Origin of the sequence: Saccharopolyspora galaxeae (genome assembly GCF_016526145.1) — a bacterium.
Lineage (GTDB): Bacteria > Actinomycetota > Actinomycetes > Mycobacteriales > Pseudonocardiaceae > Saccharopolyspora_C > Saccharopolyspora_C galaxeae.
On sequence record NZ_JADDUE010000009.1, the window covers coordinates 83,389 to 102,656 of the forward strand.

Here is a 19,268-nt window from a genome sequence, read left to right on the forward strand (position 1 = left end):
GCTCGAAGACAAGAGCCCAAATGATCCGAAGTGGAGGGACGTGATGTTGCGCATCCCTTGCCCCTGGTGCGGTGAGCGGGACGAGGTGGAGTTCCGCTACGGCGGTCAGGCGCACGTCCGATACCCGGCCGACCCGGCCGGGCTGGACGACGCCGCCTGGGCGGAATACCTGTTCGTGCGGGGAAATCCGAGTGGCAGCCTCGCCGAGCGCTGGGTGCACACCGCGGGGTGCAGGCGCTGGTTCGACCTGGTCCGGGACACCGCGACGAACGAGATCACGTCATGACCCGGCTCGGCAGCGGCGGCCGCATCGACCGCAGCCGCACGGTCCGGTTCACCGTGGACGGCGTGCCGATGCTCGGGCATCCCGGCGACACGCTTGCTTCGGCGCTGCTGGCCGCGGGCGAGATCGAGGCCGCGCCGTCGCCATATCTCGGCCGCCCGCGCGGAATCCTCACCGCCGACGCGAGCGAGCCGAACGCGATGGTCCAGGTGCTCGACGAGCCCGAGCCGATGGTGCCCGCGACCGAAGTGGAGCTGCGCGACGGCCTGGAAGTGGCGAGGCTCTCCGGCGTCGGCTGGGCCGAAGCGGGCGAGGAGTCCCGCTGCGACAAGAAGTACCGGCACGCCGACGTGGTCGTGATCGGAGCCGGCCCCGCCGGGATCGCCGCCGCCCTCGCGGCCGGTCGCAGCGGCGCGCGGGTGATCCTGGTGGAGCGCAATCGGGAACTCGGCGGCGCGCTGCTGGACGGCGACGAGGTGGTCGACGGCCTGCCCGGTCCGGAGTGGGTGCGGCGGGCGGTGCGGGAACTCGTCGAACTGCCCGAGACGCGGGTGCTGACCCGCGCTACCGCGGTCGGCCACTACGACCACGGATACCTGCTCGTGGCCGAACATCCCGGACCTGGCAAGCACCCGGGGCAGCACCGCCTGTGGCACCTGCGGACCCAGCAGGTGGTGCTCGCGGCGGGTGCGCGGGAGCGGCCGATCGCGTTCGCGGGCAACGACCGGCCCGGGGTCGTGCTCGCTTCCGCGGTCCGCCGGTACGTGCGCCGGTTCGCGGTGCTGCCGGGGCGGGAGGTGGTCGTGTGCACCACTTCGGACAGTGCTTATGCGACGGCGCTGGACCTCGTCGCGGCCGGGGCTCGGGTACCGGTGCTGGTGGACAGCCGGAACGACCCGCCCGCTCGGCTCGCCGCGCGGGCGCGCGAAGCGGGCATCCCGGTGCGGATCGGCTCTGCCGTGGTGCAAACCGTTGGCGCACAACGGGTTTCGGGTGTTCGCGTGCGGGATCTGGACGAGCGGGGCAGGCCGATCGGGGAACCGGAGGAGTTCGGCTGCGACCTGCTCGCGGTGTGCGGCGGCTGGAACCCGGCGACCGAACTGGCCGGTTCCTCCGGCGCGTTGCGGTGGGATCCCGTGGTGGCCGGATTCGTTCCGGACCCGGAGCAGGCTGATCCGGACAAGGACGGGCGGATCGTCGGTGCCGCGCGCGGCACGTACGACCTTGCCGGCTGCTTGGCGCAGGGGTTCGCCGCCGGAGCCGCGTCCGCGACCGCGAGCGGGTTCCGCGTGGTGCCGCCGCCGGTGCCCGCGGTGCGCGGTGACCTGACGTGCGCGCGTCCCCGGCCGCTGTGGCTGGTCGATGGCGACGAGCGGGAGATCTTCGTCGACCAGGCGCGGGACGCGACGGTCGCCGACGTCCGCCGCGCGGTCGAAGCCGGTCTGAGCTCGCCGGAGCACGTGAAGCGCTACACCACGATCGGCACCGGCAGCGATCAGGGCGCGACCTCCGGCATCGTCGCGCTCGGCGTGCTGGCGACCCTGCTCGGGATGGACTCGCCAGCGGCGCTGGGACCGACCGGTGCGCGGCCGCCGACGCGCCCGGTGCGGTTCGAGCTGATGGCCGGTAGGGACCGCGGCGAGCTGCACGATCCGGTGCGCACCACGCCGATGCACGCCTGGCACGTCCGCGCGGGCGCGGAGTTCGAGAACGTCGGCCAGTGGAAGCGTCCCTGGTACTACCCGCAGCCGGGCGAGGACATGGAAACCGCGGTGCTGCGCGAATGCGCGGCCGCGCGCACCGGGGTGGCGATGATGGACGCCAGCACCCTCGGCAAGATCGAAGTGGTCGGCCCGGACGCGCCGGAATTCCTCAACCGCGTCTACACCAACGGTTTCGCGAAGCTCGCCGTGGGCAAGGCCCGCTACGGCATGATGTGCACCGCCGACGGCATGGTCTTCGACGACGGCGTCACGATGCGGCTGGCCGCGGACCGCTACCTGATGAGCACCACCACCGGCAACGCGGCCGCGGTGCTGGACTGGCTGGAGGAGTGGCTGCAGACCGAGTGGCCGCAGCTGGACGTGCGCTGCACCTCGGTGACCGAGCAGTGGGCCACGATCGCCGTGGCAGGCCCGGATTCCCGCGCGGTGCTGGCGCGCGTCGCACCGGAGCTGGACGTCTCGGCCGCCGGCTTCGGGTTCATGGAGGTCCGGGAAGCGTTGCTGCGCAACGGGATTCCGGCCCGGATCTGCCGGATCTCGTTCTCCGGCGAGCTGGCCTTCGAGATCAACGTCGAGTCCTGGTACGGCCAGGCGGCGTGGGACGCGGTCACCGAGGACGGCGCGGATCTCGGGATCACGCCCTACGGCACCGAGACGATGCACGTGCTGCGCGCGGAGAAGGGGTTCGTCATCGTCGGCCAGGACACCGACGGCACGGTCACCCCGCTGGACCTCGGCATGGACTGGGTCGTCTCCAAGCGCAAGGACTGCATCGGCAAGCGCTCGTTCGCCCGGCCGGACACCGCGCGTTCCGATCGCAAGCAGCTGGTCGGGCTGCTGCCGGTGGACTCCGACGCGTTGTTGCCGGAAGGCGCCCAGCTCATCGAACCGGGCACGCCGCTGACTCCGCCGGTGCCGATGCTGGGGCACGTGACCTCCAGCTACCGCAGCGCCGCGCTGGGGCGGACGTTCGCCCTGGCGCTGATCCGCGGCGGACGCGGCCGGGTCGGCGAGGTGCTGCACGCCCCGCTCGGCGGCACCGCCATTTCCGCCGAGGTCACCGAACCCGTCTTCTACGACCCGGAAGGAGCGCGCCGTGACGGTCATCAGCCCGGTTGAACCCGGCACCACCGGCCCGGCAGGCGTCGAACGGCTGCGCCGCAGCCCGCTCGCCGACCGCGCCGCCGAACTGGCCGCGGCCGCGGGGCCGCGCGGCACCCGGCTCGCCGAGGAACCGTTCCTGACCCAGGTGAACCTGCGGGCCGCGCCCGAACAGCTCGCGCGGCTCGGCAACGCGGCGGGAATCCCGTTGCCGCGCAAGGCGAACCGCGTGGGCGGCGACGCCCAGCGGGCGGCGCTGTGGCTCGGCCCGGACGAATGGCTGCTGATGGCGCCGGACGGCGAGGCCGCATCGCTGCGCGACGCGCTCGGTTCCGCCGGTGCCGCGTCGGTCGTCGACCTGTCCGCGAACCGCACCACGCTGCGGCTCAGCGGCGGGTCCGCCCGGGACGTGCTGGAGAAGGTGTGCTCGCTGGACCTGCACCCGCGCGCGTTCGCCGCGGGGTACTGCGCGCAGACCTTGCTCGGCCGCACCCAGGCCGTGCTCTGGCAGCTCGGACCGGAGCCGGACTACCGGATCCTGGTGCGGAATTCGTTCGCCGGCTACCTGGCCGATCTTCTGCTGGACGCGCTGCGCGGGCCTGCCTGATTAGGGCGCTGCGTTCAAGATCGTGGCGCCGAGCAACGGCTGCTGCCTGCGCGGCGTGTTCCCGGCCCGGTGACGGGGATCGGGGAGGTATCGTCCGCAGCGAAATCGCCCTTCGACACTGTTGCGCGATGCGGAACGCCGGGTATGGTCGCTAGGAAAACCACCAGCGACGGGATTCGGGTCCAACCGTGGTCAACGCTCCTCAACCGGCCGAACGCGAAAAGCCCGGCGCACTCGTGCAGTCCGTGGACCGGGCGGTGAGCGTGCTGGAACTGCTGGCCCGCAACGGCGAAGCGGGCATCACCGAAATCGCCGGGGAACTCGGCGTGCACAAATCCACCGCTTCCCGGCTGGTCAGCGTCCTGGTCTCGCGCGGGCTGGTGGAGCAGCTCGGCGAACGCGGCAAGTACATGATCGGGTTCGGTGTGGTGCGGCTGGCCGGGGCGGCCACCGACCGGCTGGACCTGCCCCGGCTGGGCGGCCCGTACTGCGAGTCGCTGGCGGCCGACCTCGGCGAGACCGTGAACATCGCGGTCCGCGACGAGGACGTCGCGATCAACATCAGCCAGGCCCGCGGCACCGCGTCGGTGACCGCGCACAACTGGGTCGGCCAGCGCACCCCGCTGCACGCCACTTCCAGCGGGAAGGTGCTGCTGGCGCACGCACCCGACGACGACCAGGAAGCGCTGCTGGCGGGGGAGCTGGCGCAGTACACCACGCGGACCGTCATCGACCCCGGGGAACTGCGCGACGGCTTCGACCTGATCGTGCGGGACGGGTACGCCACCAGCTACGAGGAGCTCGAGCTCGGGCTCAACGCCGCGGCGGTGGCGGTGCACCGGCACGACGGCGAGGTGGTGGCCGCGCTCAGCGCCTCCGGGCCGTCGTACCGGTTCTCCCGCAAGCGGATGCGCGAAGTGATCGGTGCGATGACGGTAGCGGCGAAAGAACTCTCCGCGCAGCTGGGATTCCTGGAAACCTGACTTTTTCAGAATGATTTGCGTGGCGGTGCCGGTAGCGGAACCTCAGCGGCTTCCTCGCTCCGGGATCGATTTCTGACGTATGCCCATACGCGGCGAAATCGCTGTCCTCGCGAGGAAGCCGCTGAGAACCCGCGGCGGTGCCGGTTGCTTGCATGGCCACTGCTCAGCGGCTACGCCGCTGACAAGACAAAGATCAAGAACCGTAGTGAAACGCCGATCAGTCGCGTTGCAGCATGACGTCTTCCAGGTCTAGCTCGTGCAAGACCCGGCGCAGCACCTCGTCGTCGATGCGGCCTTCGTCGCGGAAACGCACGAACACCTCGCGCTCGGCGGCCAGCATTTCGATGCGCAGCCGCCGGTAGGCGGTGGTGGGGCTTTCGCCCAAGTCGGCATCGGGGCGGCCGAGCCGTTCCCACGCGCGGTGGCTGCGGCGTTCGGCCGCGCGACGCAGCTGCTCGGCGACCTCGGCGGGTGGTTCCGCCTCAGCGGTGAGCGCGTCCAGCCGCCCGCGGGCGGCGAGCGCGGCGTTGTGCGCGGCCTCGGCCTCGGCGAGCGCGTCGGTGTAGTTCTCCCGGCCGCGCACTCCGAGCCACCGGATCACCCACGGCAGCGTCGCGCCGTGCAGCAGCAACGTGCCCAGCGTGACGAAGAACGCCAGGAACACGACTTCCGCGCGGTTCGGGAACGCCAGCACCGGGATCGCGGCGGCCGCGGCCAGCGAGACCACACCGCGCATTCCCGCCCAGGCCACCACCAAGCCGTGCTGCCACGGCGCCGCATCCGCTCCGCGAGCGATCCGATCGGGCAGCAGCAACGTGCCGAACACCCAGACCGCGCGCACCAGCACCACCGCGGCGGTCAGCGCGAGCCCGGCCAGCACGAGCGGCCAAAGCCGTCCGGCGACGCCTTCGGTGACGCTGCGCAGCTGCAACCCGATCAGCGCGAACACCACCGCTTCCAGCAGCGTGTCCGCCGAGCGCCACACCGCGCGGTCCTGCAGCCGCCGTGCCGCGGTGCCCGAAGGCGCCCGCTGCGCCAGGTACAGCCCCGCCACGACCACGGCGAGCACTCCGGAGGCGTGGATCGCCTCGGCCAGCAGGTAGGTCGCGAACGGGACCAGCAGGCCCACGGCGCTCTCCAACACCCCGTCGGCCAGCGCCAGCCGGAGGCGGTGCACCGCCCAGCCCACCGCGCAGCCGACGACCAGCCCGCCCGCGGCCGCGAGCACGAACACGCCGACGCCCTGCAGCAGCGTGTAACCGGCGCCGACCACACCGGCGACGGCGACGCGGTAGACCGTCAGCGCCGAAGCGTCGTTGACCAGGCTCTCCCCGGACAGGATCGTCATCACCTTGCGCGGCAACCCCAGTCGGCGACCGATCGAGGTCGCCGCCACCGCGTCCGGCGGAGCCACCACCGCGCCCAGCACCAGCGCGGGCCCGAGCGGCATCCCGGGCACCAGCGCCCACGCCGCGAAACCCACCGCGACCGTCGTCACCAGCACGGCACCGACCGCGAGCGAACCGATCGGCCGCAGGTTCGCGCGCAGGCCCAGCGCGGAACTGGTCAGCGCCGCCGAGTACAGCAGCGGCGGCAGCACCAGCACCAGGATCACTTCCGGGTTGATCGCGTAATCCGGCACGCCGGGCACGAACGACACCGCCAGCCCGGCCAGCACCAGCGCCAGCGGCTCCGACAACCCCCAGCGGCGGGCCAGCGCCGTGACCGCCAGCGCGCCTGCCAGCAGCAACATCACTTGCGGGAACTCGTGCATGCGCCCTGTCGTACCCGTTGCGCGCTCGTACCGCGCAGGTCGGGGCCGTCCGGGAACAACGACCCGGCCGCGCAGCGTTCGCGAGGCCCTAGGGTGGACAGCGCCCGAGCAGCGCGTTCCGGAAGGGGGCAGTCGTGCCCGGATGTGATCACCTGGAGGTCGCCGCCGCGCTGTCGCCGGTGCCGAGTTCCCCCGGGGGCTGCGAGGACTGCCTGGCCAAGGGCCTTCAGGTGTGGGCGCACCTGCGGCTGTGCACCGAGTGCGGGCACGTCGGCTGCTGCGATTCCAGCCCGGACCGGCACGCCACCGGGCACCACCGCGACACCGGGCATCCGGTGATCCGCTCGTTCGAGCCGGGCGAGTCGTGGTCCTGGTGCTACGTGGACGAACGGTTGGGCTGAGGGGGCACGTCGGCCCACGGCTGGTCGGCGTCCGCGGTTCCGGGGTTCGCGGGATCGCCGTACCGCTGCCGGATCGAGTCGGCGAACTCGTGCTGCCCGGCCGAGTCGAACAGCGCCGCCAGCCGGTCCGCGAGCCCCGACCGTTCGGCCGTTTCCGGGTCGAGCTCGCGGAGCAGGCCGTCGACTTGCTCGATCGCGGCACGCTCGGCGTCGCCGGTCGGCTCGCCGGGGGCCAACGCGCCTGCCGAGAGTTCCCCGCCTGCCGAGAGTTCCCCGTAGGACAGGTACGAGCTCCCGCCCTCCAGCGAGCCGGTGAACGACAGCGACTCCGCGCGCAGCGGCCGCCCGTTCTGGAACGGTGCCTGCCGCGAAGCGGGCACCAGGTGCCGGAACTGCTCGGCGATCTCGGTTCCGTTCGCGGCCGCGGACAGCTGCGCGAGCGTGCCGATCAGTTCGGCGGCGCGTTCCACTTCGTCGTCGTGGCGCGCCAGCCACCACACGACGGCGCTGCCGGTGTCGCGCAGCACCTCGTCGGCGAGGTAGGCGCGCTTGTTGCGCTCGTGGTCGCGTTCCAGCTGCCAGACCTGCTCGTCCTTGCGGACCTCGGCGAGCCTGCGGAGCCGGTCGGCGTCGACCTCCGGCAAGGTCAGCGCCAAGTCCGCGGCCCACGCCTCGATGTGCCGGTGCTCGTCGCGGGTCACCGCGCCCAGCGCGGCCGCGAGCCGGTGCTCGATCGCGCCGCGTCCGGCGGGGTGCTCGCCCGCGGTGATGAGCCGGGCGCGGGAGAGCACCGTCTCCACCGCCAACTCCGCCGGGTTCTCGTGCCCGACGCCGACCGCGTCGGCCGGGCGGCGCCACCACACCGTCGCGCTGAACACGAAGCGGTAGTCGGCCTCGGAACTGGGCAGCGGAACGTCCCGGACCTGGCGCGGCTGGAACGGCTCCGGCTCGGGTTCCGGCGCGGCCGGTGCCCGGCGCTGCGCCAGCAACGCCTCGTGCAACGCATCTTGCCGCTGCCGCTGCAGCACGTGCCTGCCGTACGCGGCGACCGCGGCCAGCAGCAGCGCGGCGAACAGGCCCCACGCCCAAGGCGGCCAGGACAGGCCCAGGCCGAGCACGGCAGGAACCAGCACGGAACCGCCGGCCAGCGCGGCCAGCAGGATCTTGTTGTCGCGGCTCATCACCAGATCCCCGCATCGACGGCGACGTGCTCGCCGGGTCCCCCGGCGCGGTGCGCACCAACTTTAGGGCTCGTGATCACCGGCCGGTACCCGGCGACCGGGCGACCTGCGCGGGTCCGCGGTGTAGTGCGCCCGGCGGACGGGTATTCGGAATGCGTAGGCGTGCGACTCGATCCGGAGGTCGGTGATGACGCGCGGTAAACCGGTTCCTCCTCATCCGGTGCACACGGTTCACCGCATCGGCGCAGTCCTGCTCGGCGTGCTCCTGCTGGTCTTCGCGATCCTCGGGCTGGCGCGCGGATTGCAGTTCTTCAGCACCAGCGGTCAGCCGGTCCTCGGACTGTCCAGCAACGGCCTGCTCTCGATCATCTCCCTGGTGGCGGGCGTGATCCTGATCGGCTGCGCGGCCTGGGGCGGTTGGCAGGCGTCCACCGTCACCACCGGGTTCGGCGGGGTTTTCCTGCTTTCCGGGCTGGTGCACCTGGCGATCCTGCACACCTCCCTGAACATCCTGGCGTTCCGGCTGCCGAACGTGTTCTTCAGCTTGATCGTGGGGATGATCCTGCTGTTCACCGGGCTCTACGGGCGGATGTCCGGCGGGTTGCCACCGGACAACCCGTATCGCCGGGAACACCCGATGCGCAAGAACCGCCCGCACCCGGAGGAACAGCTCGACTTCGAGGCGAGCGAAACCGATGCGCAGCAACAGCAGTACCGCGAGGCGGAGATGGCGATGGGCGAGGGCCACCCCACTCCGGAGCAGACCCAGCTGGTGATGCGCGATCAGGCCCGCCGCCGAGCCGCCGAACGCGCCAGGGCCCGCCGGAAGCTGGAGGGTGGCGCGGAGTGATCGGCGCCTGGCTGTGGCGTTGGCCGCCCGGACTCGCGTTCGCCGCGCTGCGGCACCTCACCACCGGCATCCCGGTGCACCAGGTGGAACAGGCCGAACAGGTGCGCTCGCCGGAACTGGCCACCGGAGCGGACCTGCAACGCATCGAAGACGGAGTCGGTCCGCTGTTCCACCGCCGCTACGGCGTGCGCGTGCACGTGCACCTGCGGGAGGCCGAGACGGTGATGGCGTCGTTCATGGCGGCGCCGGACTCGATGGTCCCGAGCGAGGTGGCGCGGTTCGAGCCCGAAGGCGATCACCGCGACCTGCGGCTCGGCGACGACCTGGTGGTGCGGATGCCGGGCCCGTGGAACGGCCCGGTGCGCGTGGTCGCGCAGACCCCGCGCTCGTTCCGGCTCGCCACCCGGCGCGGGCACCTGGAAGCCGGGCAGATCGAGTTCCGCGCCGAAGACCGCGGCACGGAGCTGGTCTTCGAGATCGAATCCTGGGCGCGCAGCGGCAGCTGGGCCGCCGATCTGCTCTACGACCGGCTCCAGCTGTCCAAGTTCATGCAGGCGTACCTCTGGGTGCACTGCTGCGCGCGGGTTTGCGCCGCCGCAGGCGGGCAGATGGTCCAAGGCGTGGAGATCTACACCGGACGGGAAGGATGAGGCTCTCCATTCCAGGCTTTGCAAGGGACGTCAACAACGAGGAGGTGGGCGTGTTCCCCCGGCGAGGAGCCGAGCAAGTGCAGCGGCTTGCCGAGTTGCCGTTGAACTTCGACGTGCCCCAGAACCCCGCAGCAGCGGACTGGCACATCGACGACTTCCGCCAGCAGCTGCGCGCCGAACCGCCGGGCGAGCCGCTGCCCGGCGGCACCTGGGAAGTCGCCTGCTCGCTGGTGCGGCACTACGAGTTCGCCGACCCCACGCTGGTGCAGCGCGTGCACCACTCGTCGGACACCCTCGCGGAATCGGACCTGCTGCTGGTGACCCGCTTCTACGGCCTAACCTTCCGGTTGCCGTGCCGGGTGGGCGAGGTCGTCGACGACACCGCGTCCGGGGTGCGCCGGTGGGGGTGGAATTACCGCACCTTGCAAGGACATCTGGAACAGGGGCAGATGGGCTTCTCGGTGCGCAAGGACCTCACCAGCGGCGCGGTCGAATTCCGCGTGCAGGCGTACTCGCGGGCGGCGCCGATCGCGAACCCGGTGGTGCGGCTGGGATTCGAGCTGTTCGGGCGGAGCACCCAGCTGCGCTTCATCCGCGGCGCCTGCCTGCGGATGGCCGCGCTGAGCGATCCGGCGAGGAACGGCCCGCCGCTGCCCGGCCCGTCGCGCGGGCAGCCCGCTGCGGGCGGTCCCGGTCCGGCTCGGTTCGCTCCGGGGGCTGGGCGAGCAGAGCCGCCAGCCGAGGGCAGTCGTCGACGGTGACGGTCACCGCCGGATGCCGCAGCACGCCCAGCGGCTCGATGCCCGGCACCGGCTCGGCGAACCGCACGCACAGCCCTCGCTCGCCGTTGGTCGCGCAGGTGATCCCGCCGTCGGCCAGCGACAGGTGCGCAGGACCGGCCGTCTTCACCAGCCAGTACGGGCCGGTGACGGTGGTCGAGGCGATGTTCGAGCGCGGGCTGCGCACGCACCACGGCCCGAACCGCACGACGAGCTCGGCCGCGCTGACCCGCACCCACGCCGTCGGCGGCGCGATGCCGAACGGCAGGCCCAGCACCTGGTACCGCCGCCAGAACCGGAACGGGAAGGTCTGCACGGTGCCAGGGTTCGTGCTCCGCACGGTGCCAGGCTCCGTGCTCCGCGCGGTATCGCTGTTCGTGCTCCGCACGGTGCCGCTGGTGTCGTCGGTGTGCATGCCCCGTGGCTACCCGGATGATCTCCGGGTTCCACGTCGCCTGCGCTGATGCGGAAATCTGCGTGATCCGCGCCGAGCCGCGAAAACGCTGACGCCCGGAGCCGGACTCGCGAAGGAGCAAGCGTGCGTGGCCGAAGTGCGCGGCGTCGTACCGGCCGAAGATGGCACGGCTGCGAACTCAGGCCGCCCGCGCCCGCGCGATGATCCCGGTGATCAGCTCGGCCGAGTCGGCGCAGCTCATGGCCACGCGTTCGACCTCGTCCCGGGCTCGCACGAACGCCGCGACGTCCGACTCGGACTGCAGGAAAACCGAACCGCGGTGGTGTTCGAGGTGCACCACCGGCGCCGCCTTGGAGAACTCCAGCAGGAAGAAATCCCCGGAGTGCGCGGGAGTCCACCCCGCGCTGTTCGGGATCACCCGGATCTCGACGGTGTCCTGCGCGCCCAGCTCCAGCAGCAGCCGCAGCTGCTCCAGCAGCGTGCCCGGGTCGCCGATCGGCTGGTGCAGCGCCGTTTCCAGGATGAGCGCGCGGTAGTGCACCGGTGACCTGCGGCGGGTGATGATCTCGCGGCGGCCGAGGCGCAGCGCGACCCGCTTGTCCGCGTTCTCCGCCTCGCCCGCGTGGATGATCGCGCGGGCGTACTCCGGTGCCTGCAGCAGGCCGGGCACCACGTTGGTCGCCACGTCGGTGATCCTGGTGGCGGTCCGCTCGAACTCCAGCAGGGTTGCGAGCTGGTCGGACTGCCCGGGAACGCCTATCGGGGTGCTCGGTGGCGGCTCGGCGGCCGCCTCGCGGGCCAGCTTCAGCATCCGGTTGCGCGCGGTGGCGCTGCTGCCGAGCACCGCGCAGACCGCGGAGACCGACTCGGCCGACGGCACCCGGTCCCCGCGCTCCCAGCGCACCAGCACCGAGTGCGAGACGTCCAGGATCGCGGCCAGCCTGCGCAGCGCGAGACCGCTTTTCTGGCGTGCGTCGCGCATTTCGGCGCCCAGCACATAGGCGCGGGGCCGGGGAGTGGTTCCGTTCATGGAAGGAATGTTAGTCATTTGCAACAAGATCGGCGATCATCCGAACGAGCTATTGTCAATAGGTCTCGGAACCCGACATCCTGTTTCCGGTATTTCCGCGCGGACGGCGGCGCGCTCGGCGGTGAACGGCCGGTCCGATGCGAACCGGCGCGGCGTCCGGTGCGGCCGCGGGTGCGGGTACCGAAAAGTGCTCCGGTGTTCCGGGCGGAGCGATGCTGCGAATCGAATGAAGTGAATCGGTTTCTGATTTGGAAGGGGGAATGGTGCGCGGTGCGGAGGACCCCGTCGGCCGGGCGGACCCCGGACGCACGGCGTCCGGCGCGGATTCGGCCTCGTGCGGGGAAAAACCCGGCTCGGGCCGGGAGCCGGCGGGGTCGGGAGGCGTCCGGTGAGCGCGCACGCCTGGATGGCATCCGCGTTCGCCGCGACTTGGCACAAGGTGGCCGTGTCCGCGCGCGGGACCGCGCCCGCCGCCGCTTGCGGGCACCGCATCGGCGGACCGGTGCACCGCAGGCTCATCGGCCCGCTGCCGGATGACGGGCGAATTCCCTGCGCGGCGTGCGCCGCTGTTCTCGCCACATTCCGCGGCACCCGGGAATTGCGCGCGCCGTACTCCGGTGGCGGGTATTTCTCCGGGCAACTGCCGACCGGGCCGGGGCAACCGGAGTGGCCGGATGCCGACCCGGAGGATCCGCGGAATCCGCCGGGCCGGAACGGTCTTCCGGACAATTCCGCCGAACCCGGAAGGCATACCGGCGAGGCGGCATGAACCGGCCCGGCCGCCCGCGTGGCTCGTTCCGACCCGGTTCCGACCGGGCTCCTGCCGAGGTGCCCGGCTGATGTGACCCGGCCGACCTCCCCGGCCGGGCGGTCCGAAGACGGGCCTGCGTCGCGTCCCCGTCCCCGCGTGGCGCCGGCCCCGGCCGGGGCGATGCCGATTCGCCTCCCGCATCGCCCCGGCCCCCGCGCGGGGTTGCTCCCCGCATCCCCGGACCACTCGTCGTGCTGCGGCACCCCGGGTCACGCACCGCGCTGCCGCGGGATCCGCGGTGGCAGCCTGCGTCCCAGGTCGGTGAAGACCTCGGTGTTCAAGTGGTACGCCAGCCGGACCTCGGCGGTGATCCGCTTCTGCTCCCGCGAGTCCCAGCCTGCGGTGTCCAGCAGCAGCCGGTAGGCGTTGCGCACCCGGGGGCGGCTGGGCACGTCGTCGAAGGTGAGGAACGCGAAGCCCTGCCCGTCCGGCGGGTTCAGGCTGCGCTGCATCGCCGAGCGGATCACGGCGCCGCCGGAGAGATCGGCCAGGCAACGGGTGTAGTGGTGCGCCACGAACCCGCCGGGCCAGTCGAAGCACACCTCGCGCAGCCGCTCGCAGTAGCGCTCGGTGGCCTCGCTGGCGCTGATCACATCGCGCCAGTCCGGGCCGAGGTAGTAGTGCAGGTCGGTCTCCAGGTGCGGCAGCCTGCGCAGCCGGTCGCTGACGAACGGCCCGGCGACGACGTCGCTGCGCATCACGTCGGCCGCCGATTCCAGGACCTGGTAGGCGAAGTAGTGCTGGGCGAGCATCACCGCGTAGGCGTCGGCTTCCAGCTCGCCGGCGATCAGGGCGCGCAGGAAGGGCAGGGTTTGGACGTGTTCGTGGTCGGTGCGGGTCTCCGACCGGAGGCGGCCGGCGAAATCACTGCGGACCGGTTGCTGCGCGGGTGACACTCGAACCTCCGTGGTTAGGTTAGCCTTACCAAAACCAAGAAGATCCTGACATGCGTCCGGTGAGGCTGCCAAGAGGTCGTCGTTGTGATGCGGGCTCAGCTGCGCCCCGCGCGCCAGTAGCCCATGAACGCCACCGCGCCCCGCGGTACCTGGTGGTCCTGCACCATCAGCCGCCGCAGCCGCTTGATCACGGAGGCTTCGCCGGCCAGCCAGCCGTAGAGCCGGGCGGTCGCCGCGGTCGTCTCCTGCGGCACATCCCACAGCGTCGCGGAGTCGACGTCGACGTCTTCGAGCGCGGTGGCGCAGTCCCCGCCGCTGGCGCTGAACTCGGACAGCGCGGCCGAAACCGAGTCCTCCAGCAGCGCGCCGTGCGGCAGCCAGCCGGTCGGGCGCCGCCGCACCAGCCAGCGGATCTCCACGTTCCGCGGGCCCTCCCAGGTCTGGATGTCGTCCACGGTGGGCACTTCGGCGCAGACCACGCCGCGGGCGTCGGCGGGCAGCGACTCCACGATGGCCGCCATCGCGGGCACCGCGGTCTCGTCCCCGGCGAGCACCAGCCGATGGGCGGAGCGCGGCGGGGACCATTCGCAGCCCCACATGGGTCCGCTGCCGGGCCGGTCCGGTCCGAGCAGGCCGGCCTCGTCGCCCGGCGCGGCCGTCGCCGCCCAGGTCGAGGCCGGTCCGCCGTGGCCGGCGTCGACTCCGTGCAGCACGAAGTCGATGTCCAGCTCGGCGGCCTCCGGCCGGTGCGCGCGCACGGTGTAGGTGCGCAGCGTGGGGCGCACCTCGTCCGGCATCGCCTGCCAGCGCGGGTACCAGTCCGGTCCGTCCGGCAGGTCGGCGATGGTGCGGCCGGGCTGCGGCAGCATCAGCTTGATCCGCTGGTCGAGTCCGCCGATGCCGAATCTGTGCAGGTCGTCGCCGGTGAACGTGATGCGGGTGAAGCTCGGGCCGAGTCGTCGCACGCGCGCCACGCGCGCCTGGAACACCACGTACTGCGGACGGGGGACGTCCTGCCGTCGGGCCATCGCCGGAAACCCTTCGCCTATCGGGGCCTACGTAGGCTAGCCTAACCTCAACGGTTGGAGGACGTGATGGTGAGTCGGCGGCGCGTGCTCGGGCTGGGGCTGTCCCTGGGTGCGCTGGCGGGTTGCTCCGCACCGGACGGCGGCAGCGCGCCCGGATGGTCCTTCGTGGACGACCGGGGTGTGCGGGCTACCAGCGGCGCCGTGCCGCGGCGGATCATCGCACAGGTCTCCGCGGCGGGCGCGCTGAACGACTTCGGCGTGCCGGTGGTGGGCACCTTCGGCCCGCTGGTGCGCGACGACGGCAGCACCGAGCCGGAGGCGGGCAGCATCGACCCGCGCCGGGTCACCGATGTCACCGGACCCGGATACGGCGAGCTGGACATGGAACGCACCGCGGCGCTGCGGCCGGACCTGCTGGTCAGCGGCAAGTACGCGGAGTTCGAGGGGTTGTGGCACCTGACCGTCGAGCAGGAGCGGCAGGCGCGGTCGATCGCGGCGACCGTCGGCATCGAGCAGTCCGGCAGGTCGCTGCCGGAGACGATCGGGGCCTACCGCGAACTCGCTCGCGCACTCGGGTCCAATGTGGACTCGGAGCGGATGCGCGCGGACGAGGCCCGATTCCACGCGGCCGCGCAACGGTTGCGCAGGATCGGGGTGCGGATGCGGGAGCAGCACCGCAGCATCCTCGCGATCGGTGGCACCAAGCAGGAATTCTTCGTCGTGGTGCCAGCGCGCAACCCCGATCTGGACTACTACGTGCGGGAGCTCCGACTGCCGATCCAGGCGCCCGCGCGTCCGGACACCGGCGGTGGCGGGTACTTCGAGCGGTTGTCCTGGGAGAACGCCGGGTCCTACCGCGGGGATGTGCTGATGTGGGACACCAGACCGGCTTCGTTGCCGCCGTCGGAGATGAAGCGCAATCCGGTGTTCGCCGCGCAGGAAGCCGCCGCGCACGACCGGTTCGTCGAATGGCACGCGGTCGCGCCGTGCAGCTACGCGAGCTATGCGGGCATCATGACCGGACTCGCCGACCAGCTCGAAGCTGCCGCACCGGGTTGAGCGCCCCGTCCCCTGCGGTGCGGGGACGGGGTCGCGCTCGAAGGGAGCCCGTCAGTCCCAGCTCAGGGAGGCGCCGGACTGGTACTCGGTGACTCGGGTTTCGAAGAAGTTCTTCTCCTTCTTGAGGTCCATCGCCTCGGACATCCACGGGAACGGGTTCTCCGCCGCGGGGAAAACCGGATCCAGTCCCAATTGGACGCAGCGGCGGTTGGTGATGAAATGCATGTACTGCTCGCAGAGCTCGGCGTTGAGGCCGAGGATGCCGCGCGGCATCGTGTCGCGGCCGTAGGCGACCTCCAGCTCGCAGGCCTCGGTGAGCATCCCGCGCACCTCTGCCTGGAACTCGGGTGCCCACAGCTGCGGGTTCTCCAGCTTGATCTGGTTGATGCAGTCGATGCCGAAGTTCAGGTGGATCGACTCGTCGCGCAGGATGTACTGGTACTGCTCGGCGATGCCGACCATCTTGTTCCGCCTGCCCAGCGCGAGGATCTGCGCGAAGCCGGTGTAGAACCACATGCCTTCGAAGATCACGTAGAAGGCGATCAGGTCGCGCAGGAACGCCTGATCGCGCTGCTGGCCGCCGGTGGCGAACTGCGGGTCTTCCAAGTGCTGGGTGTAGCGCAGCGCCCAGGCGTCCTTGTCCGAAATGGACGGGATCTCGCGGTAGGCGTTGAACAGCTCGCCCTCGTCGAGGCCGAGGCTTTCGCAGATGTACTGGAAGGTGTGCGTGTGCACCGCTTCCTCGAAGGCCTGGCGCAGCAGGTATTGGCGGCACTCCGGATTGGTGATGTGCCGGTACACGGCGAGCACGATGTTGTTGGCCACTAAGGATTCGGCGGTGGCGAAGAAGCCGAGGTTGCGCTTGAGCATCAGCCGCTCGTCGTCGGTGAGCCCGTCGCGGGAGCGCCACAGCGCGATGTCGGCGTGCATGGACACCTCGGTCGGCATCCAGTGGTTGTTGCAGCCGGCGAGGTATTTCTCCCACGCCCAGCCGTATTTCATCGGTAGCAGCTGGTTGACGTCGGCGCGCGCGTTGATCATCGACTTGTCGTCGGCGTCGACGCGGCCTGCGGCGCGGTCGATCTCGCCGAGGCCGGTGGTGTCGGTTCGCAGGGAGGTCATGCTCACTCCAGGAGTTCAGCTCGGTGAGGGGTGCGGATGCCTTACTGGCACGCCTCGCATTCCGGGTCTTCGACTGAGCACTGTGGACTTTCGGCGGCTGCGGGGGAGACGGCGTTGAGCCGGCCGTCGGTGCCTCGCAAGGTGCTCTTCTCCACGTGCGTGGCGCTGGCCGACCGCAGGTAGTAGGTGGTCTTCAGTCCCGCTCGCCACGCGCTGCGGTAGAGCTCGTCGAGCTTGCGGCCGCTGGGTTCGGCCAAGTAGAGGTTCAGCGATTGCGCCTGGTCGAGCCACTTCTGCCTGCGCGCGGCGGCCGAGACCAGCCAGCGCGGCTCGATCTCGAAGGCGGTGGCGTAGAGCGCCCGCAATTCGGCGGGGACGCGTTCGACGGGGCTGAGGTCGCCGTCGAAGTACTTCAGGTCGCGCACCATCTGCTCGTCCCACAACCCGGCCGTCTTCAGGTCTCGCACCAAGTCCTCGTTGAGCACCGTGAAGTCGCCGGACATGTTGGACTTGACGTACAGGTTGCGGTAGAGCGGTTCGATGGATTGGCCCACGCCGCAGATGTTCGAGATCGTCGCCGTCGGCGCGATGGCCATCACGTTGGAGTTGCGCATCCCGCCGGTGCGGACGCGTTCCCGCAACGCGTCCCAGTCCATCGTGGACGAATGATCGAAATCGGCGTCACCGCGGGACTCCGCGAGCAGCCGCAGGGAGTCGATCGGCAGCAGGCCCTGGCTCCAGAGGGAACCGTCGAAGGACTCGTAGCGACCGCGCTCGACGGCGAGCTCGTTCGAGGCGGCGATGGCGTGGAAGCTGATCTCCTCCATGCTGCGGTCGGCGAACTCCACCGCCCGCTGCGAAGCCATCGGGATGCGTTGGGCGAACAGGGCGTCCGAGAAGCCCATCAGCCCCAGCCCTACCGGGCGGTGCCGCAGGTTCGAGTTGCGCGCCTCCGGGATCGTGTAGAAGTTCACGTCGATCACGTTGTCCAGCATCCGCACCGCCGTGCGCGTGGTGCCGCGCAGCCGCTCGTGGTCGATGCCGTCCGGGGTGACGTGGCGGGCCAGGTTGATCGAGCCGAGGTTGCACACCGCGACCTCGTCCGAGCTGGTGTTGAGCGTGATCTCGGTGCACAGGTTGGAGGAGTGCACGACGCCGGCGTGCCGCTGCGGGGAGCGCAGGTTGCACGGGTCCTTGAAGGTGATCCACGGGTGCCCGGTCTCGAACAGCATCGTCAGCATCCGCCGCCACAGGTCCATGGCGCCGACCTGCCGGAAGACCTTCAGCTCGCCGCGCTCGGCGGCGGCCTCGTAGTGGCGGTAGCGCTGCGCGAACTCCGCGCCGTAGAGGTCGTGCAGGTCCGGGACCTCGTCCGGGGAGAACAACGTCCAGGTGCCGTCGGCGTGCACGCGGCGCATGAACTCGTCCGGCACCCAGTTGGCGGTGTTCATGTCGTGCGTGCGGCGGCGGTCGTCGCCGGTGTTCTTGCGCAGGTCGAGGAATTCCTCGATGTCGATGTGCCAGGTCTCCAGGTAGGCGCAGACGGCGCCCTTGCGCTTGCCGCCCTGGTTGACCGCTACCGCCGTGTCGTTGGCGATCTTCAGGAACGGCACGACGCCCTGCGAGCTGCCGTTGGTCCCCCTGATGTGCGCGCCGGTTCCGCGCACCGGGGTCCAGTCGTTGCCCAGCCCGCCCGCGTACTTCGACAGCAGCGCGTTGTTGCTCACGGAGTGGAAGATCCCCGGCAGGTCATCGTCCACAGTGGTCAGGAAGCAGGAGGACAGCTGCGGGCGGGTGGTTCCCGCGTTGAACAGCGTCGGCGTGGAGCACATGAAGTCGAACGACGACAGCAGGTCGTAGAACTCGATGGCGCGCGCCTCGCGATCGTCTTCCTGCAGCGCCAGACCCATCGCGACGCGCATGAAGAACGCCTGCGGCAGCTCGAAGCGGACGCCGCCGTCGTGCAGCAGGTAGCGGTCGTAAAGCGTGCGCAGGCCCAGGAAACCGAACGTGGTGTCCCGGTCGGCGTCCAGCGCCGCGCCGAGCCGGTCCAGGTCGAAGCGCGCCAGCTCGGGGTCCAGCTGCCCCAGCTCGACACCGCGGCCGACGTACGCGGCGAAGTAGGACGGGTAGTGCTCGCGCATCTGGACCTGGTCGGCCTGCCGGGGCGCGCCGTGCAGCGCGCTGAGCGCCTCGCGGCGCAGCTCGTCCAGCAGCAGGCGTGCGGTGACCAGGGAATAGTTCGGTTCGCTCTCGACCAGAGTGCGGGCGGACATGGTGAGCGACTCGGCCAGTTCGGCCGCGCGCATCCCGTCGTAGAGCGTGCGGCGGACCTCGCGCAGCACTCGTGCGGAGTCCACATCGGACAATCCCGTGCAGGCTTGCTCCACGACGGTGCTGACCCGGGACCAGTCCAGCCGGTGCCGGGTGCCGTCCGGGCCGGTCACTTCGAGGTCGGGCGGCGCGGCGGCGGTCCGTTCCGGGGCCTGCGCGGGTGCTGCCGCCTGCGCGGATGCTGCGTGCTGTGTGGATGCTGGGGCGATGGGTGATCGGGTCACTGGCTGTCTCCTCGCA

General features: G+C 71.1%; 18 protein-coding genes. 11 read left to right on the forward strand and 7 right to left on the reverse strand.

What is annotated here, in order from left to right:
• The first annotated feature begins 43 nt into the window (after positions 1–43).
• The 4 genes from INP57_RS20575 (at position 44) to INP57_RS20590 (ending at position 4,698) form a co-directional block, all read left to right on the forward strand.
• Positions 44–286, forward strand: a complete 243-nt coding sequence (locus tag INP57_RS20575) for a sarcosine oxidase subunit delta (protein ID WP_200071924.1) — start codon at positions 44–46, stop codon at positions 284–286.
• The gene (locus INP57_RS20580; RefSeq protein WP_200071925.1) at positions 283–3,126 is read left to right on the forward strand and encodes a 2Fe-2S iron-sulfur cluster-binding protein; all 2,844 of its coding nucleotides are present in this window, start codon (positions 283–285) and stop codon (positions 3,124–3,126) included. Before INP57_RS20575 ends, INP57_RS20580 begins: the two co-directional genes overlap by 4 nt.
• The gene (locus INP57_RS20585) at positions 3,104–3,715 is read left to right on the forward strand and encodes a sarcosine oxidase subunit gamma (protein WP_200071926.1); all 612 of its coding nucleotides are present in this window, start codon (positions 3,104–3,106) and stop codon (positions 3,713–3,715) included. Before INP57_RS20580 ends, INP57_RS20585 begins: the two co-directional genes overlap by 23 nt.
• Before the next feature lie 236 nt (positions 3,716–3,951).
• Positions 3,952–4,698 (forward strand): IclR family transcriptional regulator, encoded by a 747-nt coding sequence (locus INP57_RS20590; RefSeq protein WP_200072132.1) that lies wholly within the window; start codon positions 3,952–3,954, stop codon positions 4,696–4,698.
• Positions 4,699–4,915: 217 nt separating this feature from the next.
• On the opposite strand, the gene INP57_RS20595 is transcribed toward INP57_RS20590, so the two are convergent.
• Positions 4,916–6,472: a Na+/H+ antiporter gene (locus INP57_RS20595; protein ID WP_200071927.1), complete on the reverse strand. Its 1,557-nt coding sequence runs from the start codon at positions 6,470–6,472 to the stop codon at positions 4,916–4,918.
• Between the two features lie 134 nt (positions 6,473–6,606).
• Between INP57_RS20595 and INP57_RS20600 the strand changes: the two genes are divergently transcribed.
• Complete coding sequence (locus tag INP57_RS20600) at positions 6,607–6,873, forward strand: UBP-type zinc finger domain-containing protein (RefSeq protein WP_200071928.1); 267 nt, start codon at positions 6,607–6,609, stop codon at positions 6,871–6,873.
• Here INP57_RS20600 and INP57_RS20605 read toward each other — a convergent pair.
• Positions 6,849–8,054 carry a hypothetical protein gene (locus tag INP57_RS20605; protein ID WP_200071929.1) on the reverse strand — a complete coding sequence of 402 codons (1,206 nt, stop codon included), beginning with the start codon at positions 8,052–8,054 and terminating at the stop codon, positions 6,849–6,851. The two genes, INP57_RS20600 and INP57_RS20605, sit on opposite strands and share 25 nt — an antisense overlap.
• A gap of 220 nt (positions 8,055–8,274) precedes the next feature.
• On the opposite strand from INP57_RS20605, the gene INP57_RS20610 reads away from it, so the two are divergent.
• The 4 genes from INP57_RS20610 (at position 8,275) to INP57_RS20625 (ending at position 10,797) form a co-directional block, all read left to right on the forward strand.
• Positions 8,275–8,904 (forward strand): DUF4383 domain-containing protein, encoded by a 630-nt coding sequence (locus INP57_RS20610; RefSeq protein ID WP_200071930.1) that lies wholly within the window; start codon positions 8,275–8,277, stop codon positions 8,902–8,904.
• Entirely contained in the window at positions 8,901–9,554 is a 654-nt protein-coding gene (locus tag INP57_RS30400) for a DUF1990 family protein (RefSeq protein WP_200071931.1), read from the forward strand. Before INP57_RS20610 ends, INP57_RS30400 begins: the two co-directional genes overlap by 4 nt.
• Positions 9,555–9,631: 77 nt before the next feature.
• A complete protein-coding gene (locus INP57_RS20620; protein WP_200071932.1) occupies positions 9,632–10,315 on the forward strand; it encodes a DUF1990 family protein in 684 nt (227 codons plus the stop codon).
• A complete protein-coding gene (locus tag INP57_RS20625; protein ID WP_200071933.1) occupies positions 10,312–10,797 on the forward strand; it encodes a hypothetical protein in 486 nt (161 codons plus the stop codon). Before INP57_RS20620 ends, INP57_RS20625 begins: the two co-directional genes overlap by 4 nt.
• Positions 10,798–10,926: 129 nt before the next feature.
• Here INP57_RS20625 and INP57_RS20630 read toward each other — a convergent pair whose 3' ends face one another.
• The gene (locus INP57_RS20630) at positions 10,927–11,778 is read right to left on the reverse strand and encodes a helix-turn-helix domain-containing protein (RefSeq protein WP_233627970.1); all 852 of its coding nucleotides are present in this window, start codon (positions 11,776–11,778) and stop codon (positions 10,927–10,929) included.
• 388 nt (positions 11,779–12,166) lie between these two features.
• Between INP57_RS20630 and INP57_RS20635 the strand changes: the two genes are divergently transcribed.
• Positions 12,167–12,547 (forward strand): hypothetical protein, encoded by a 381-nt coding sequence (locus tag INP57_RS20635; RefSeq protein ID WP_200071935.1) that lies wholly within the window; start codon positions 12,167–12,169, stop codon positions 12,545–12,547.
• A 251-nt stretch (positions 12,548–12,798) separates the two neighbouring features.
• On the opposite strand, the gene INP57_RS20640 is transcribed toward INP57_RS20635, so the two are convergent.
• A complete protein-coding gene (locus INP57_RS20640; RefSeq protein ID WP_200071936.1) occupies positions 12,799–13,485 on the reverse strand; it encodes a biliverdin-producing heme oxygenase in 687 nt (228 codons plus the stop codon).
• Positions 13,486–13,580: 95 nt separating this feature from the next.
• Positions 13,581–14,513 carry a siderophore-interacting protein gene (locus INP57_RS20645; protein WP_200071937.1) on the reverse strand — a complete coding sequence of 311 codons (933 nt, stop codon included), beginning with the start codon at positions 14,511–14,513 and terminating at the stop codon, positions 13,581–13,583.
• Positions 14,514–14,582: 69 nt separating this feature from the next.
• Between INP57_RS20645 and INP57_RS20650 the strand changes: the two genes are divergently transcribed.
• Positions 14,583–15,572: an ABC transporter substrate-binding protein gene (locus INP57_RS20650; protein WP_307850190.1), complete on the forward strand. Its 990-nt coding sequence runs from the start codon at positions 14,583–14,585 to the stop codon at positions 15,570–15,572.
• Positions 15,573–15,623: 51 nt separating this feature from the next.
• Here INP57_RS20650 and INP57_RS20655 read toward each other — a convergent pair whose 3' ends face one another.
• Complete coding sequence (locus INP57_RS20655; protein ID WP_200071938.1) at positions 15,624–16,694, reverse strand: ribonucleotide-diphosphate reductase subunit beta; 1,071 nt, start codon at positions 16,692–16,694, stop codon at positions 15,624–15,626.
• Between the two features lie 41 nt (positions 16,695–16,735).
• The gene (locus INP57_RS20660) at positions 16,736–19,252 is read right to left on the reverse strand and encodes a ribonucleoside-diphosphate reductase subunit alpha (RefSeq protein ID WP_307850191.1); all 2,517 of its coding nucleotides are present in this window, start codon (positions 19,250–19,252) and stop codon (positions 16,736–16,738) included.
• Between the last annotated feature and the right edge of the window lie 16 nt (positions 19,253–19,268).

Coding starts and splice junctions, on each gene's coding strand:
- INP57_RS20580 (WP_200071925.1), top strand. CDS start 283: ATGACCCGGCTCGGCAGCGGCGGCCGCATCGACCGCAGCCGCACGGTC.
- INP57_RS20645 (WP_200071937.1), bottom strand. CDS start 14,513: ATGGCCCGACGGCAGGACGTCCCCCGTCCGCAGTACGTGGTGTTCCAG.
- INP57_RS20595 (WP_200071927.1), bottom strand. CDS start 6,472: ATGCACGAGTTCCCGCAAGTGATGTTGCTGCTGGCAGGCGCGCTGGCG.
- INP57_RS20575 (WP_200071924.1), top strand. CDS start 44: ATGTTGCGCATCCCTTGCCCCTGGTGCGGTGAGCGGGACGAGGTGGAG.
- INP57_RS20630 (WP_233627970.1), bottom strand. CDS start 11,778: ATGAACGGAACCACTCCCCGGCCCCGCGCCTATGTGCTGGGCGCCGAA.
- INP57_RS20605 (WP_200071929.1), bottom strand. CDS start 8,054: ATGAGCCGCGACAACAAGATCCTGCTGGCCGCGCTGGCCGGCGGTTCC.
- INP57_RS20655 (WP_200071938.1), bottom strand. CDS start 16,694: ATGACCTCCCTGCGAACCGACACCACCGGCCTCGGCGAGATCGACCGC.